At 38.6% G+C, this 16,138-nt stretch carries 15 protein-coding genes; 10 read left to right on the plus strand and 5 right to left on the minus strand.

From position 1 onward, the window contains the following. Window positions 1–79: 79 nt before the first annotated feature. The 7 genes from ACYT6F_RS04510 to fabF all read left to right on the plus strand — a co-directional run bounded on the left by ACYT6F_RS04510 (window position 80) and on the right by fabF (window position 8,032). Entirely contained in the window at window positions 80–2,746 is a 2,667-nt protein-coding gene (locus ACYT6F_RS04510; protein WP_472600068.1) for a TonB-dependent receptor domain-containing protein, read from the plus strand. 90 nt (window positions 2,747–2,836) lie between these two features. Then, window positions 2,837–3,703 (plus strand): helix-turn-helix domain-containing protein, encoded by an 867-nt coding sequence (locus ACYT6F_RS04515; protein ID WP_472600069.1) that lies wholly within the window; start codon window positions 2,837–2,839, stop codon window positions 3,701–3,703. Between the two features lie 90 nt (window positions 3,704–3,793). Next, the gene (locus ACYT6F_RS04520) at window positions 3,794–4,213 is read left to right on the plus strand and encodes an OsmC family protein (RefSeq protein WP_072883785.1); all 420 of its coding nucleotides are present in this window, start codon (window positions 3,794–3,796) and stop codon (window positions 4,211–4,213) included. A gap of 212 nt (window positions 4,214–4,425) precedes the next feature. Continuing rightward, a complete protein-coding gene (locus tag ACYT6F_RS04525) occupies window positions 4,426–5,031 on the plus strand; it encodes a TetR/AcrR family transcriptional regulator (RefSeq protein ID WP_472600070.1) in 606 nt (201 codons plus the stop codon). Window positions 5,032–5,041: 10 nt separating this feature from the next. Further along, window positions 5,042–6,310 (plus strand): acetyl-CoA C-acetyltransferase, encoded by a 1,269-nt coding sequence (locus ACYT6F_RS04530; protein ID WP_472600071.1) that lies wholly within the window; start codon window positions 5,042–5,044, stop codon window positions 6,308–6,310. A gap of 2 nt (window positions 6,311–6,312) precedes the next feature. Then, window positions 6,313–6,741, plus strand: a complete 429-nt coding sequence (locus tag ACYT6F_RS04535) for a PaaI family thioesterase (RefSeq protein ID WP_472600072.1) — start codon at window positions 6,313–6,315, stop codon at window positions 6,739–6,741. Between the two features lie 49 nt (window positions 6,742–6,790). Then, window positions 6,791–8,032 carry a beta-ketoacyl-ACP synthase II gene (gene fabF / locus ACYT6F_RS04540; RefSeq protein ID WP_472600073.1) on the plus strand — a complete coding sequence of 414 codons (1,242 nt, stop codon included), beginning with the start codon at window positions 6,791–6,793 and terminating at the stop codon, window positions 8,030–8,032. 96 nt (window positions 8,033–8,128) lie between these two features. Here the strand turns inward: fabF and ACYT6F_RS04545 are convergent, their stop codons facing one another. From ACYT6F_RS04545 to msrB, 3 genes are all read right to left on the minus strand, one after another. Beyond that, window positions 8,129–8,509 (minus strand): cupin domain-containing protein, encoded by a 381-nt coding sequence (locus ACYT6F_RS04545; RefSeq protein WP_472600074.1) that lies wholly within the window; start codon window positions 8,507–8,509, stop codon window positions 8,129–8,131. After that, the gene (locus tag ACYT6F_RS04550; RefSeq protein WP_472600075.1) at window positions 8,510–9,274 is read right to left on the minus strand and encodes a murein L,D-transpeptidase catalytic domain family protein; all 765 of its coding nucleotides are present in this window, start codon (window positions 9,272–9,274) and stop codon (window positions 8,510–8,512) included. It lies immediately after the preceding gene. 127 nt (window positions 9,275–9,401) lie between these two features. Further along, on the minus strand, window positions 9,402–9,845 hold the full coding sequence (msrB, locus tag ACYT6F_RS04555) for a peptide-methionine (R)-S-oxide reductase MsrB (RefSeq protein ID WP_472600076.1): 444 nt from the start codon (window positions 9,843–9,845) through the stop codon (window positions 9,402–9,404). A 205-nt stretch (window positions 9,846–10,050) separates the two neighbouring features. Between msrB and ACYT6F_RS04560 the strand changes: the two genes are divergently transcribed. Both ACYT6F_RS04560 and ACYT6F_RS04565 read left to right on the plus strand, forming a co-directional pair. Continuing rightward, entirely contained in the window at window positions 10,051–11,295 is a 1,245-nt protein-coding gene (locus ACYT6F_RS04560; RefSeq protein ID WP_472600077.1) for a DUF445 domain-containing protein, read from the plus strand. A gap of 25 nt (window positions 11,296–11,320) precedes the next feature. Continuing rightward, window positions 11,321–12,217, plus strand: a complete 897-nt coding sequence (locus ACYT6F_RS04565) for a hypothetical protein (RefSeq protein WP_472600078.1) — start codon at window positions 11,321–11,323, stop codon at window positions 12,215–12,217. Here ACYT6F_RS04565 and ACYT6F_RS04570 read toward each other — a convergent pair. Then, the gene (locus ACYT6F_RS04570) at window positions 12,206–13,243 is read right to left on the minus strand and encodes a quinone-dependent dihydroorotate dehydrogenase (RefSeq protein WP_472600079.1); all 1,038 of its coding nucleotides are present in this window, start codon (window positions 13,241–13,243) and stop codon (window positions 12,206–12,208) included. The two genes, ACYT6F_RS04565 and ACYT6F_RS04570, sit on opposite strands and share 12 nt — an antisense overlap. A 381-nt stretch (window positions 13,244–13,624) precedes the next feature. Next, window positions 13,625–14,320 (minus strand): pseudouridine synthase, encoded by a 696-nt coding sequence (locus ACYT6F_RS04575; protein WP_472600080.1) that lies wholly within the window; start codon window positions 14,318–14,320, stop codon window positions 13,625–13,627. Between the two features lie 215 nt (window positions 14,321–14,535). Here ACYT6F_RS04575 and ACYT6F_RS04580 point away from each other — a divergent pair, with 215 nt between their 5' ends. Beyond that, the gene (locus ACYT6F_RS04580) at window positions 14,536–16,077 is read left to right on the plus strand and encodes a glycine--tRNA ligase (RefSeq protein WP_472600081.1); all 1,542 of its coding nucleotides are present in this window, start codon (window positions 14,536–14,538) and stop codon (window positions 16,075–16,077) included. Window positions 16,078–16,138 lie beyond the last annotated feature (61 nt).

The raw sequence follows: 16,138 nt of genomic DNA on the forward strand, positions 1-16,138 counted from the left end.
TATCAATCTTCTCATGATTGTTAAATTATTGCATTGTCAATTGTTCCATTAATTTAATTAATCTAAATCTTAAACAATAATGAAATCATATATATCCAGGATTATTCTTGGTCTGTTCTTATTATATACGCCTTTTATATTTGCACAGCATCTTTCCCAAAACCAGTATAAAGTAAAAGGAAACTGCAACCTGTGTAAAGAAAGAATTGAAACAACGGTAAAAAAAGCCGGTGCAAAAACAGCTAGCTATTCCGTAGACTCACAGACTTTAACAATAGAAACGCAAGAAAATGTTCCTCCAAACGATATTTTAAAAGAAGTTGCAAAAGCCGGACATGATAACGAAAAATTCCAGGCAGATGAGGCAGATTACAATGCTTTACCGGCATGCTGTCAATATGAGAGAGACAACAACAAACAGACGGCTGAAGAACAACACATGCATGTAAAAGCAGAAAACGAGTTTTATGTAAAGGGAAACTGTGAATCCTGCAAAGCCAGAATTGAAAAAGCAGCAAAGGAGGCCGGAGCCGATTCGGCAGAATGGAGCGCCGAAAAGCAGACGGTTACTTTAAATTTTAATGATCAAAAAACTTCGGCAGATAAAATCCTCAAAAAAATTGCTGAAGCAGGACACGACAATGAAAAGTACAAATCCAGTGACAACACGTACAAAAATCTTCCATCGTGCTGCTTATATGACAGGGAAATACCATTTGGAGAAGCCAATCCGAAAGTTCATTTGGAAGAAAGTACAGAATCAGAACATGATCACGCTGCTTCAGGCGGTAACCACGAAACAAATATTGAAGGTGTTACCGTAACTGCTGCCAAAGCCTCCACTTCACTTAATAAAAAGGAAGCCGGGCTAATTTTTAATATTGATAAAAAAGAATTATTGAAAGCTGCATGCTGTAATTTATCCGAAAGCTTTGAAACCAATGCAACAGTAGATGTTTCTTTCAGCAATGCCGTAACAGGCACCAAGCAGTTAAAAATGTTGGGACTGGACCAGAAATACACAAGCTTAACGAAAGAACTGCTTCCGGAAATCAGGGGACTTGCTTCTGCTTACGGATTAAATTTCATTCCGGGAAGATGGATTGAAAGCATTCAGCTTACCAAAGGAGGAGGTACGGTAACGAATGGTTATGAAAGCATCACGGGACAAATCAATACCGAGTTGCTTAAAAATTCTGAGAAGCCCGAAACATCACTGAATCTTTTTGCCGATTTCAACGGAAGAACAGAAGCCAATATCACAAGTGTTTCAAAAATCGATGACAAATGGTCTCAGACCTTCCTTCTTCATGGCAACGGAACTTTCGGTGATACAGATATGAATGACGACGGATTTCTTGACAGACCGAAAGGCACACAGCTGAATGCGGCATATTTGCTGAATTATAATGATCTGGAAAAATCAGGCTTCGGATCTCATTTCGGGATCAACTTTATTAAAGATGAAAGAACTGCAGGCCAGGTTGGATTTGATAAAAAAATCCCGCAGGCTCAGCAATCTCTTTACGGAGTAGGAATCGATATCTCAAGATTTCAGGTATGGAATAAAACAGGATATGTTTTTAAAGGAAAACCTTACCAGAGCCTGGGCTGGATGAACCAATATACATTTCATCAGCAGGACAGCTTTTTCGGATTGAGAAATTATTCCGGAAAACAGCAGACTTATTATTCAAATTTAATTTTTGAAAGTATTCTTGGGAACACGAATCATAAATACAAAGCCGGTGCTAGCTTTATGTATGACGGATATGACGAAAACTATTTAACGCAAAATTTTAAAAGAAACGAAATTGTTCCTGGAGCATTTGCAGAATATACTTTAACAGGATTAAAATATACATTGGTCGCAGGAGCAAGAATTGATTTTCACAATTTAGCGGGAACACAATTTACTCCTAGGTTAAATTTCAAATATGATATTACTCCACAAACGATCTTAAGACTTTCTGCAGGAAGAGGCTTCAGAACGGCGAATATTTTTGCGGAAAGCCAACAGTATTTCGCATCCAACAGAACGGTTCAGATTCTTGAAAACGGAGGAAATATTTACGGACTGAGACCGGAGATTGCCTGGAATTATGGAGCAAGCCTTCAACAGGAATTTAAACTATTCGGAAGAAAATCTTCCATTGTTGCAGATTTTTTCAGAACAGATTTTCAGGATCAGGTAATGGTAGATCTGGACCGATCTCCCCAACAGCTAACCTTTTATAATCTTGAGGGAAAATCTTTTGCCAACTCATTCCAGACCCAGTGGGATCTTATGCCTTTTAAAAACTTTGAATTGAGATTTGCCTATAAATATTATGATGTGCAGGCAGATTATCTAAACGGACGAAGAGCAGTTCCTTTTATGGCTAAACACAGAGGTTTTGTAAATGTGGCTTATGCAACCAATAAAAATGATAAAGGCGGCTTCTGGAGCTTTGACACGACTTTAAATATCGTAGGAAAACAAAGGCTTCCGGATACTTCATCCAATCCTTCACAGTTTCAGCTCGCAGCATATTCACCTTCATACAGTGTTCTGAATGCACAGATCTCAAGAAATTTCAACAAAAAAATACGGGCTTATTTAGGTGGTGAGAATTTAACCTCTTACTCACAAAGCAATGCGATTGTTGATTTTAAAAATCCTTTTGGGAGCTACTTCGACGGAGGAATGGTCTATGCTCCGATTATGAAAGCTAATTTTTATGTAGGACTGGATGTAACGTTCTAAGAATACAATATTAATTAAAATTAAACAGCATGGTTTTCAGCAGTAATAAGAAACCATGCTTTTTTTATATCTTTAAGGTAAAGTAACATCATGCCGCATACGCTTATTTTTGAAGAACAGTATAAAAGACTTGGTATAGAAAAATTCTCGGAACAGCATCTCGAAACGATTCATGGAAATAAGTTTCGCTATGACATTAAAGTAATGTACATTCCTGCAGGGTACGAACTATCGGTAGATTTCAATCACTTTTCGGTTACACAGCCAAGTATTTTTTTCTTAACCAATCAGCATGTAAAAATTACAAAAGCTCAGGGAGATGCGAAATTCCTGTATTATAACCGCGACTTTTACTGCATTCAGATTCACGATAAGGAAGTTGCATGTGACGGGCTGTTATTCCACAACGTGTTTGAAATTCCTTTCGTAGAGCTTGATCGCGAAGGAGATATTATCATTCGTCAGCTTTTTCAAAATATAGAGCATGAGCTAGAATGGAAAGATTCTTCCGCAGAAGAAATGATCCGGACGTATGTAAAGCAGATCATCATCCACGCTACCAGAAAATGGAAAAAGCAGAATCTTGATAATAATGTCATAAAAATTCCCAATAATGAGGTTGATTTTTTCCGTGATTTCAGCAGGCATCTGGAAATTCATTTCAGAGAAAAGCATAACGTCTCTGAATATGCAGATTTCCTCCACATAGCTCCCAAGACATTGACCCATAAATTTAAAAGCTTAGGACTTGAATCCCCCAACCAGCTGATCATTAACAGAATTCTTCTCGAAGCAAAAAGACTTCTCATTTATACAGATAAAACGGTGAAAGAAATTGCCTATGATCTTGGTTACGAAGATCCGGCATACTTCAACCGTCTTTTTACCGGCAAAACGGGAAGCACGCCTTCAAATTTCAAGAAAAATTACATTTTGGGAAAAAAGTACAATATTTAAAGCTATTTATGTATTTATTAGCAGCAAAACCCAACATATCTTTGTAACATCAAAACAAGCAATATTTAACAACAAAAAAATTAAAGTATTATGAGACGTAACGCAACAGCCGTTTGGAACGGTAACATCAAAGAAGGTAACGGACATTTAACGACACAAAGTACAACATTAAACCAGACGCAGTATTCATTCAACAGCCGTTTTGCAGACGGAGTAGGCACAAATCCTGAAGAATTGCTGGCTGCAGCTCATGCTGGCTGCTTTACCATGAAGTTGAGCGCAGAACTTTCCCAGGCAGGATTTACCCCTGAAGAATTAAAAACAACTTCCGTGATTACTCTTGATCCAAGTGTAGGAAAAATTACAAAATCAGAACTTACTTTAACGGCAAAAGTTCCGGGAATTTCAGAAGAAGAGTTCCAGAAGTATGCTAAAATTGCAGAAGAAGGTTGTCCTGTAAGCGCAGCGTTCAATTTCGAAATTACTTTGAATGCAACTTTGGAAAATTAAGAATCTGACATTGAATACGGTTAATATCAATTGGAGCGGGCTTTAGCCCGCTTTTTTTAAAGAGCACCGTTGGCTTTAGCCAAAATCTAAGAATCAGGATTTAACCGTATTATATTATTTAATACTGATAACTCGTCAGATATCATTTAATCATAAATTAAAATATACCAATCGGTATATTTTTGTATATTTGCTTAAAATAATGATCTAAAATGTCTAAGGCTGAAAAAACAAGGCAGTTTATCATCGAGAAAACGGCATCTCTTTTTAATACAAAGGGATATACCTCCACATCGCTTTCAGACATTACAGAAGCTACCGGCCTGACCAAAGGAAGTATCTACGGAAATTTTGAAAACAAAGATCAGGTCGCATTAGAAGTATATAAATACAACGCCAATCTTTTAAAACAAAGCATGTCCCGTTCTTTCGGTGATGAATTTCCCTCTACTATGGATAAGCTGCATGCTTTTGTTGCATTCTACAGAAAAAACTGGCAGTCAGTTTTTTTAAACGGAGGATGTCCGCTGATGAATGCCGCGACTGAAGCTGATGATACTTACCCTTTACTAAAAAACCAGGTTACAAGGTCCTTCACGGAATGGATTTTCAGGCTTACAAAAGTAATTGAGCAGGGTCAGGAAAACGGTGAGTTATCCGCAAATGCCAATGCTGCAGAATATGCTTCTCTGTTCATTATGCTGATTGAAGGCGGAATCTTATTGTCCAAAACAACAGGAGAAGAGAAATTTTTAAACCATGCATTAGACAGAATCCTTACTACCATTAATAATGAACTGAACATACACCCATCATAAATATCATCATATGGAAACAAAAAAAGTGGCCATCGTAGGATACAACAGAATTCCGTTTGCCAGAATCAATACCGCATATGCAGAAAAAAGCAATCAGGATCTGCTGACTGCCGCACTGAGCGGACTCATAGAACGGTGCAACCTTCAGGGAAAACTGTTGGGAGAAGTAGCCGGAGGCGCCGTTATCAAACATATTTCTGAGAGCAATCTCATCCGGGAATCCGTTATGGAAACCTCTCTGGATCCTGCCACTCCGGGATGCGATCTCCAACAAGCCTGTGATACCGGAATTGAAGCAGCAATTTATATCGGAAATAAAATTGCTTTAGGCCAGATCGAGAGTGGTATTGCCTGCGGCGTTGAAGCGATGAGCAATATTCCTTTCGAAACATCTGTACGATTAAGAAAAGCTTTACTGAAGGCCAATAAAGAAAAATCTGTTTTCGGTAAAATCAAACAATTATTAGATCCTAGACTAAAAGACTGGATGCCGGTTCCCTACAAAGGCCAGGAACCTAAAACAGGACTCGTGATGGGCGGCCACACGGAAATTACTGCAAAATATTATGAAATTTCCCGCGAAGATCAGGACCTATTGGCATTTAAAAGCCATCAGAATATGGCAAAAGCATACGATGAAGGTTTCTTTAACGATATGATCTCTCCTGCTTTCGGATTGGATAAAGACAATAATCTTCGACGCGATACAAGCCTTGAAAAATTAGCCCAGTTAAAACCGGCTTTTGATAAAGAGAACGGCACATTAACGGCGGGAAATTCTACTCCGTTTACGGATGGTGCGTCTGCCATTCTGTTGGCCAGTGAAGAATGGGCAAAGGAAAACAATCTTCCGATTCTGGCATATATCACGTATGCTGAAGTAGCAGGAATAGAATATGTAGAAAATAAGCAGAATTTATTGCTCGCTCCTGTTTTTGCGGCCGACAGAATGCTGAAAAAAGCAGGGATAAAGCTTGAAGATTTCGATTATTATGAAATTCATGAGGCGTTTGCCGCACAGGTTTTAGCAACATTAAAAATCTGGGAACATGATGATCTTGCCAAAAAGGTCGGACTTGAAAAATCATTAGGAAAAATTGACCGGAATAAACTGAACGTGAGAGGCGGAAGTCTTGCTGCGGCACACCCTTTTGCAGCAACGGGAGGAAGAATCATTGCAACACTAGCCAAGCTTTTAGATCAAAAAGGAAGCGGAAAAGGATTTATTTCCATCTGTGCAGCCCGCGGACAAGGCGTTACTATGATATTGGAAAAATAAAAATGATGGACAGGCTCGCACAATTAAAACAGTATATAGGAAAAGAATTCACCCAATCACCATCTCCTTTTATGAAATGGCTGAATCCGGTAATTCTTTCCGCAGAAGAAGGGAAGCTCGAATTTCAATACACCATACGACACGAATGGCTCAATCCGGCAGGAAATCTCCACGGCGGAATCACAGCTGCGATCATTGATGATATTATTGGTGCGACTATGTTTTCATTAAATGAAAATTCCTTCATCACAACCATCAATAATGTTATTGATTATTTTTCCACTGCCAAAGAAAATGATATTATTGTCGCGGAAACAACAATCATTAAAAGAGGTAAACAATTTGTAAATGCCCAATGCGAAATCTGGAATGCAGACAAAACACGAATCATTGCTAGAGGAACCTCCAACCTATTCAAAATCAACAATTAAAACATCATCATTATTTGATGATAAGACTAATAAAGTTAAATATCTACGAATGAAAAGAGTAGTCATTACAGGACTCGGCGCAGTAACGCCTTTAGGAAATAATGTCGGAGAATTCTGGAAAAACAGCATTGACGGAGTAAGCGGAGCCAACAAAATCACCCATTTTGATACGGAAAAATTTAAAGTACACTTTGCCTGTGAGGTGAAAAATTTCGATCCTAAAACTCATTTAACCCACAATGAAATCAAACGAAGTGATCTTTTTTCACAATATGCGATGTATTCTGCTGCGGAAGCGTTAAAAGATTCAGGACTTGAGCTTGAAAATATGGATCCATTTGACACCGGTGTGATCTGGGGAACAGGCCAGGGCGGAATGTGGACATTTGAAAGCGAAGTGATGGAATTTACAAAAGGAGACGGAACCCCGAGATTTAATCCTTTTTTCGTTCCGAAATTCATCGCCAATATGGCTTCAGGAATGATTTCCATGAAATTCGGACTGCAAGGAATAAACTATACAACGATTTCAGCCTGTGCTACAGGGAATACGGCATTGATGGATGCTTTTAATTACATCAGGCTCGGAAAGGCAAAAGTTATTGTGAGCGGAGGATCCGAAGCAGCCATTACACCAGCTTCCATCGGAGGATTTTCCATTATGAAGGCGATGTCTACAAGAAATGATGATTTTACAACAGCAAGCCGCCCTTATGATGCAGACAGAGATGGTTTTGTTATGGGAGAAGGGGCAGGTGCTTTAATTCTTGAAGAATATGAACATGCAAAAGCAAGAGGAGCAAAAATCTACGCAGAATTGGCTGGAGCCGCAATGACGGCAGATGCTTATCACATGACCGCACCTCATCCGGATGGTGTAGGAGCCATTAAAGCAATGCAGCTGGCATTAAAAGAAGCCCAGATCAATACGGATGATATTGATTATATTAACCCCCATGCCACTTCCACTCCAATGGGAGATCTGGTAGAACTGAACGGAATTAACAAATTGTTTAAAGGAAGTAAAAACTTTGATATCAGCGCAACAAAATCAATGACCGGCCATTTGCTGGGTGCAGCAGGAGCTGCCGAAGCGATTCTGTCCATTAAAGCCATTGAAACAGGAATTATCCCGCCAACAATTAATCTTCACAACATAGATGAGAATATCCCTAAAGATATTAATATTGTTTTTGGAGAGGCTAAAGAGAAAGTCATCAATTATGCTTTGAGTAATGCTTTTGGTTTCGGAGGACATAATGCGACAGTAATTTTCAAGAAATTTTCATAAAAGATTTGTTTCATTTAAATATGATCGGATCCCAATCATCATGCAAAAGAGCAGTCAAAATCTGACTGCTCTTTTATTTAATCAATTAAAATATTTCTAATTACGATCAGGAATGAAGAAACTTTCATCTTGATCTGTAATGGGAATATAAATCCTTTCCCACGTTTCTCCTTCTTCAAATTGCCAGCTGTGACCTTTTCCTTCTACGTCTTCTGCCAAAAGAATAATTCCGGGTTCAATAAGAAATGTTTCTCCACTGCTCACTTTAAACCTGATTTTCCCTTTTACCGTTACTACATATTGTCTTCTGGGTGCGGGATGATCAGATTTTTCCCATTCTTCTACGGTATTGCTGATGCGGAAAGAAGTAGTACTGATTGTTTTCAGAACAGGAAGTTTTCCCATTTCGAAAGTACTGCTTCCGTCAGGAGCATTTATCAACCGTATTGCCGGAATATATTTGTGGTTTTCTTTCATTTACACTGATGTTTTCAGCCATTCTGATTTAGAAAGATAATTTTGGTCCGGATAATAGATAAACAGAAGATTCCTTCCTTTAATGGTATTAATAATCGGCTGTGTAAGATCTCTCGGTACGGCAGGGCAGCCCCAGCTTCTCCCGATTCTTTTATGCATTGCTGCAAATTCATCGCTTACATAATCTGCGCCGTGCATTACGATAGCTCTTCTGTACGCCGCATCATTAAATCCTTTATCCATTCCCAGTAATCTCAGGGAAAATCCGTTATCCCCGTTGTACGTTGCATCGGTAATATAAAAACCTAAGCTGCTCTGAAGCGAGCTATCAGTATTAGAAAAATTCGTTGCAAACTCTTCTCCGGTATTTTTACCGTGTGCTACCAGTGAGTTGAACAGTACTTTTCGCTCATTCATATCAATTACCCAAAGTCTTTTCGTATTTGAGGACATGGAAAAATCGCATACCGTAAGTAAATGCGAATCCTGATTAAGCAAACCAGCTTTCTTCAAATTCTCAAACCCTGTTAAGGCTTTGAAGAAAACTTCTTCGTTAAGTTCATGTCCTTGTTCAAATGCGATAGATCTGTATAACTCTTCTGATGAGGATACTGTTTTTCCTGCGGTCTTTCCCGATTCTCCGTCGGTTACTCTTTCAATCTTTTTTGTACTGATTTCATTCCTGGCCTCTTTTTTTTCGGGCGACAAGTAGAATGAAGTAGTTACCATGTAAACAATAGTTAATACGCTATAAAATCCTTTCATTCAATATTATGTTAATCCAATTGAGTCAGCAAATGTATAAAAACATACGTATCTGAAAGAATAACTCCACGGGTTTAACTCAAATTTAAGAAACTTTAACTTCCTGATTTCGTGAATAAAAACTATTTTATATCTGCTCATCCGGAACAAATTCCAGACTCACGGAATTCATGCAGTACCTTAATCCGGTGGGCTTCGGACCATCATCAAAAACATGCCCGAGATGGGAATCGCACCGTTTACACAGAACCTCTACCCTATCCATTCCGTACGTTAAATCTCTTTTATAATAAACACCGTCTTTATCCGCTTCAAAAAAGCTCGGCCATCCACAGCTGCTGGAAAATTTCTCCGTAGACCTGAAAAGATGATTTCCACATACCGCACAGTAATATTCTCCCAATTCATCAAACTCATTGTATTTCCCGGTAAAGGCTCTTTCGGTTGCCGCTTCTCTTGCTACAGCATACAGTTCCGGCGAAAGTATTTTTTTCCATTCTTCATTGGAAATATTCACTGCTGTTCTGTCTGTTCTTGAGTAGTATGGATTGTTTTTTGCTTCGTTTTGCATATGATTTTACTTAAAAGATTTAGGTGACTAAAAATTTAACCACAAAAGTCACAAAAGTTTTTAGCCCAAATTGATGCTGGTAAAATTACACAGTATATAAAATCTAATGTGTCTTCGGCAGAAACATTTAACTTTAAATATCTTGAAAATTCTTTTGTGACTTTTGTGGTAAAAAATATATACCAAATGTACTAAATTTGAGCATATGAATGATGAGGCCAAAAGAAAACAATTAAGAAAATATAAGGCATTTGCTACAGGGCTGTTCCTTTTAATGGCGGCCGTTTTTATTGCCACCACTCTTCTCCAAAAAAATGTAGACTCGCACTGGGTCGGCTATGTACGGGCATTTTCCGAAGCGGCAATGGTGGGTGCACTTGCTGATTGGTTCGCGGTTACCGCGCTTTTTCGCCATCCGTTAGGATTACCCATTCCTCATACCAACCTTATTGAAAACAGCAAGGAGAGACTGGGCGACAATCTCGGCAGTTTTGTGGTGAGTAATTTTCTTTCTCCACAGAATATCAGGCCTTATATGATGAAGCTGAAAATTTCCGGGTTTGTGGGAGAATGGCTTGGGAAACAGAAAAACCAGGAAATTGTGATCAAAAATATTTCAGATATTGTTCTGGACATTCTCAATAAGCTTGACGATACTGCGGTGAGCCAGTTTATCAGTAAAAAAGTTCAGGAAATGACCGATGATATCAAGCTTAACAAGATCGTAGGAAACGGAATCGGTTATATTATTGAGAAAAATGACCATCAGAGAATGGTAACCAATCTTTCGGCACAGATCAAAAATTACATTCTTGAAAATGATGAAATGATTAAAGAGCGGGTAAAAAAAGGAAGCTACACCTTTATTCCTTCTTTTGTTGATAATAAAATTGCTGATAAAATTGCAACCGGACTGTCAGATTTTTTCAGAGAAATTGAAGAAGATCCGCAGCATGAGATCAGACAACTGATTACCCAGAAAATACTTGAATTTTCTGTTGATTTAAAAGAAGATCCGAAGTGGGATGAAGAGTTTAAAAACATTAAAAAAGATCTCCTGAAGGGTGACAAACTGAATGAATATTCAAATGACATCTGGATTTCCATTAAAAATACATTAAAGAATGAACTTCAGGAAGAAGAATCATCTTTAAAAAACTATTTATCCAAAAACCTCAGCGAATTTTCAGAGAATTTAAAAACAGACGAAAACCTTCAGAATAAGATCGACGACTGGATTCGGGTGACGGCTTACAAATACATCCTGAGAAACACCCATCAGTTCGGAAACCTCATCAGTTCCACCGTAGGAAACTGGCAGGGAAAGGAGCTCAGTGAGAAATTGGAGCTTGAGGTCGGTAAAGATTTACAGTTCATCCGGGTCAACGGAACTTTAGTTGGCGGATTGGTAGGACTGATTATTTATACCATTGCTCATTTTTTCCTCTGACATTAACCCAAACGCAAACCTAACCATGAAAAACATATTTTCTCTCTTGTTTTCTTTTAGCATAGCATTTTTTACCTGCCAAAAAGTGGAACTGAAAAAAGTGACCGATTCCTCCCAGATTTTCAAGGGAGAAATTGCAGGAAATCCGATTACTTTACAGCTTAATTTTGACGGAATTGTAGATTGTAACCAGTACCAGCATTTTATGAAAGGTTGGTATTATTATGATAAGTACAAAAAGAAAATTCCTTTAACAGGAATCTACGATCAGGCAAACCTATACCTGTATAATTTCGGAAGCCAACAAAGTCGTGCGGCAAAATTCCTCCGTCAAAAAATTACAGATCAAGAATCAGTCACAAAGACAGACAGTATTGCTAAAATCATGAAGCCGAAAGAAGCCCTGCTTTTTGAAAGTGACTATTCCCTTAAAAAAGCAGTTGAAGGAAAATTTTATATGGATAATAAAATCCTGCCTGCAAAATTATTTACCAAAGATACAAGGATATACCGCTACAACAATTATCTCATCCTTCCTCACAACAAAAAGATAAACACCTACGATGTGATCAATCCTTCCGGAGGAAATAAGCTTATTTCGTATGCTTCAGATAAATCCGGAAACAGGGTTTTATTATATTTTGAAGAAGTCTCCAATTTTAATTTCTGCGGAATGTGCGGTGCCAGCGACGGCGAAAAAGGGTACAGAGTGCTCTACTTCACCAATGACTGGAATTTCAAAAATTTTGATGAATACATTACAGAAAGCTGCATAGAAAATATATATGACACCAAAAGCGTAAAAAAGAATGACAAAAAAATCCTGAATATTCAGAAAAATTCCTCATCTCCTGCTTATACCTTAACCGTTGATTTTAAAAATGCAACCATCACCAAGTCGAGGCAGCAATTACCTCGGTAATCGGCTGGCTCTCGTTAATATTGCTTTATTGATCTCATTAATCAGTTCCGGGCCTTCATAAATAAATCCTGTGTACAGCTGCACAAGGGTAGCTCCCACATCCAGTTTTTCCAGGGCATCTTTTGCAGAATGAATTCCGCCTACTCCAATAATCGGGAAAGATCTGTTGCTTTTGTCGGAAAGATATTGGATCATTTTTGTGCTTCGCTCACGAATAGGTTTTCCGCTGAGACCACCGTTTCCGATTTGTGCCAACACTTCCGGTGATGTTTTCAAACCTTCCCGGTTTACCGATGTATTGGAAACTACAATTCCGTCAATTTTAGTTTCTGCGATCAGCTCAATGATTTCATCAAGCTGATTGTTATTCAGATCCGGAGCAATTTTCAGTAATATAGGTTTTTGTACAGCTTTTGACTCGTTGATTTTTTTAACTTCGGTAATTAACTCTCTCAGATATTCTACATCTTCAAGCTTAGCGTGACTTCCTACGTTCGGACAGCTTACATTCAGCACGAAATAGTCTACATAAGGATGAAGCCCTTCGAAACATTCCAGATAATCCTGGGTATAGTTTTCCGGTGTTGTGTCTGTATTTTTACCGATGTTTCCGCCGATGATGATTTTGCCTTTATTACCTTTCAGTTTTTCAATGGCAGCTTCCAATCCATCGTTATTGAAACCCATTCTGTTAATGATTCCGCCATCTTCTATCAAACGGAAGAGTCTCTTCTTAGGATTTCCTGCTTGTGCTCTTGGCGTAACCGTACCTATTTCTACAAATCCGAAACCCAAATCTCCCAATTCATTAAATAAAACGGCGTTCTTGTCAAAACCTGCTGCCAACCCGACAGGATTTTTAAATTTCAATCCGAAGACTTCTCTTTCAAGACGTTTATCTTCAACAGGTTTCGGGAAAAATAATTTTGTTAGAAATCCAAAATTTTTAAGCATTGAAAAAGTAAAATGATGAACTTCTTCAGGGTCAAATTTAAAAAGAATCGGGCGGATGAGCGACTTGTACATTGAAAAAAAGTTTTACAAAAATACTCATTTTTAAATTAATGATTCGTTAACCTGTGATATTAATGGGAAAATTGTATGATATATACTGTCTATAACATGTAATCATCTGCAAAATCTGCTTAAATATGTAAGATAACGTAACGCTGATTGTAAAGTTTTTCAGGAGCTATTTCCCGCTTTCCATTACAATCTTTTTTCCTCACCCTAAATCCCTCTCCAATGGAGAGGGACTTTCAGCAGCAAAAAGGATTTTCATTGCAATCGGGGCTAGGGTTGCAGTCGCTTATTCAATCGTATGAAATTAACCCGATTTGTGATTTCATAGCAACTGAAATTATTATTATCCTTTGTTTAGATCTTTCCAGGATGACAAACTGCGTGTTAAGAATAGGCACTCAAATCCAGGTTCAGAATATCTCCTACATTTTTGAACTCATTATCTATCGTCGCATTAATTGTTATTTTCTCACCGGAAATCGGATGATTAAACGTAAGTTGATGGGCATGCAACGTCATTTTGCTGATGCCAAATGTCTGAAGCCACAACTTATTCTGCTTATTACAGCCGTGCTTGCGGCAGCCTAAAATAGGGTGCAGAATATGTTTAAAATGTTTTCTCAGCTGGTGAAATCTTCCTGTTTTAGGAACCGCTTCCACCAGGCAATATCTTGAGGTCTGATGTTTTAAAAAAGGTAAATCGATTTCCGAAGTCTGCAAACGCCGGTAATACGTAACAGCATTCTGCGTAACTTCGTTTTCATTGACCAGGTCATAATCAATGGTTTCTTCTTCTTTGGCCCAGCCCCGCAGAATCGCGATGTATTTTTTCTCTACTTCCCGCGTGGCGAACTGATCGCTCATTATTCTCAATGTTTCTCTATCTAAAGTAAACAGCAAGACACCCGAAGTTTTCCGGTCTAACCGGTGTACCGGATACACTTTTTGCCCGATCTGCTTTTTTAATTCCTGAATGGCATACGTATCTGCTTCTCCAGCATAGAAAGATTTATGAACCAATAATCCGCTGGGTTTATTGATGGCAATAAGATACTCGTCGCGATAAAGAATTTCTAACATCCGGCAAAAGTAGAGAATTTCTATCACTAGTCCTGATTGAGCGGCATGTTTGAGCTCATTTTCCGGGATTTTGGCGGCGCGGCTTCGCCGCGCCGCCAAAATCCCGGAAAATAGCGAGTAGCGAAAGCAGGTTCCCGACTCCTAAAATTCTATATTATAAAAACTTCTAACTTCCCGGTTTTTCACTATTTTTGCAACTTCAGACGTTAAAAATTATGGCAAAGCAAGAAGATGTTTTCAAGAAAGTGATTTCTCACGCTAAAGAATATGGTTTTATTTTCCCTTCGAGTGAGATTTACGATGGTTTATCCGCTGTTTACGATTATGGTCAAAACGGTGCCGAACTCAAGAATAATATTAAGCAGTACTGGTGGAAAGCCATGGTACAGCTTAATGAAAATATTGTCGGCATTGATTCTGCAATTCTCATGCATCCGACCACATGGAAGGCTTCGGGACACGTAGACGCTTTCAACGATCCATTGATTGACAATAAAGATTCTAAAAAACGTTTCAGAGCAGACGTTTTGGTGGAAGATTACTGCGCCAAAATTGAGGATAAAGAAAACAAGGAAATTGAAAAAGCTGCGAAAAGATTCGGAGAGGCTTTTGATAAAGATCAGTTTGTCGCAACCAATCCTAAAATACTGGAATACAGAGCCAAAAGAGAAGCCATTCTTTCAAGGCTGGCAAAATCCCTGGAAAATGAAGACCTTGCTGATGTAAAAGCCTTAATCGAAGAGCTGGAAATTGCCGATCCTGATACGGGTTCTAAAAACTGGACGGAAGTACGACAGTTCAACCTGATGTTCGGAACCAAGCTGGGCGCTTCTGCAGACTCTGCAATGGATCTGTATTTAAGACCGGAAACTGCTCAGGGTATTTTCGTGAACTTTTTGAATGTTCAGAAAACATCACGACACAGGCTTCCTTTCGGTATTGCACAAATCGGTAAAGCATTCAGAAATGAGATCGTTGCAAGACAGTTTATTTTCAGAATGCGTGAATTTGAACAGATGGAAATGCAGTTCTTCGTGGCTCCGGGAACAGAATTGGAATTTTACGAACAATGGAAGCAAAAACGTCTGAATTGGCACTTAGCTTTAGGATTAGGTGATGAAAATTACAGATTCCACGATCATGAAAAGCTGGCTCATTACGCGAACGCTGCGGCTGATATTGAATTTAATTTCCCGTTCGGTTTCAAAGAGCTGGAAGGTATTCACTCAAGAACAGATTTCGATTTAAAGGCTCATGAAAAGCATTCAGGAAGAAAATTACAATTCTTCGATCCCGAAAGAAACGAAAACTATGTTCCGTATGTGGTGGAAACTTCTGTAGGTCTGGACAGATTATTCCTTTCTATTTTCTCTCATTGCTTAAAAGACGAAGTATTGGAAGATGGTTCGGAAAGAACAGTTTTATCATTACCACCGGCTTTAGCACCGATTAAAGCTGCTATTCTTCCGTTAATGAAGAAAGATGGTCTTGCAGAATATGCTGAGCAAATCTTCAATGACCTGAAATACGATTTCAACCTGTTCTACGAAGAAAAAGATGCCATCGGAAAACGCTACAGAAGACAGGATGCCATAGGGACGCCTTACTGTATTACGATTGATCACGATTCATTGACGGATCACACCGTAACGATCAGAGACAGGGACACCATGCAGCAGGAGAGAGTTCCTGTTTCAGAGCTGAGAAGAATCATTGATGAAAAGACCAACTTCAGAAATTTACTTTCAAAAATATAGAGCAAAAGCCTTGAGAAATCAGGGCTTTTATTTTTGCTGAAAAATCCGGTTCGTCCGATAT

This window comes from Chryseobacterium sp. NG-CE01 (assembly GCF_055695505.1).

Excerpts from the sequence above, each read along its gene's own strand:
- ACYT6F_RS04525 (WP_472600070.1), top strand. The coding sequence starts at position 4,426 with ATGTCTAAGGCTGAAAAAACAAGGCAGTTTATCATCGAGAAAACGGCA.
- ACYT6F_RS04545 (WP_472600074.1), bottom strand. The coding sequence starts at position 8,509 with ATGAAAGAAAACCACAAATATATTCCGGCAATACGGTTGATAAATGCT.
- ACYT6F_RS04570 (WP_472600079.1), bottom strand. The coding sequence starts at position 13,243 with ATGTACAAGTCGCTCATCCGCCCGATTCTTTTTAAATTTGACCCTGAA.
- ACYT6F_RS04520 (WP_072883785.1), top strand. The coding sequence starts at position 3,794 with ATGAGACGTAACGCAACAGCCGTTTGGAACGGTAACATCAAAGAAGGT.
- ACYT6F_RS04535 (WP_472600072.1), top strand. The coding sequence starts at position 6,313 with ATGATGGACAGGCTCGCACAATTAAAACAGTATATAGGAAAAGAATTC.
- ACYT6F_RS04560 (WP_472600077.1), top strand. The coding sequence starts at position 10,051 with ATGAATGATGAGGCCAAAAGAAAACAATTAAGAAAATATAAGGCATTT.
- ACYT6F_RS04565 (WP_472600078.1), top strand. The coding sequence starts at position 11,321 with ATGAAAAACATATTTTCTCTCTTGTTTTCTTTTAGCATAGCATTTTTT.
- ACYT6F_RS04515 (WP_472600069.1), top strand. The coding sequence starts at position 2,837 with ATGCCGCATACGCTTATTTTTGAAGAACAGTATAAAAGACTTGGTATA.
- ACYT6F_RS04575 (WP_472600080.1), bottom strand. The coding sequence starts at position 14,320 with ATGTTAGAAATTCTTTATCGCGACGAGTATCTTATTGCCATCAATAAA.
- ACYT6F_RS04510 (WP_472600068.1), top strand. The coding sequence starts at position 80 with ATGAAATCATATATATCCAGGATTATTCTTGGTCTGTTCTTATTATAT.
- ACYT6F_RS04580 (WP_472600081.1), top strand. The coding sequence starts at position 14,536 with ATGGCAAAGCAAGAAGATGTTTTCAAGAAAGTGATTTCTCACGCTAAA.
- ACYT6F_RS04530 (WP_472600071.1), top strand. The coding sequence starts at position 5,042 with ATGGAAACAAAAAAAGTGGCCATCGTAGGATACAACAGAATTCCGTTT.
- msrB (WP_472600076.1), bottom strand. The coding sequence starts at position 9,845 with ATGCAAAACGAAGCAAAAAACAATCCATACTACTCAAGAACAGACAGA.
- ACYT6F_RS04550 (WP_472600075.1), bottom strand. The coding sequence starts at position 9,274 with ATGAAAGGATTTTATAGCGTATTAACTATTGTTTACATGGTAACTACT.
- fabF (WP_472600073.1), top strand. The coding sequence starts at position 6,791 with ATGAAAAGAGTAGTCATTACAGGACTCGGCGCAGTAACGCCTTTAGGA.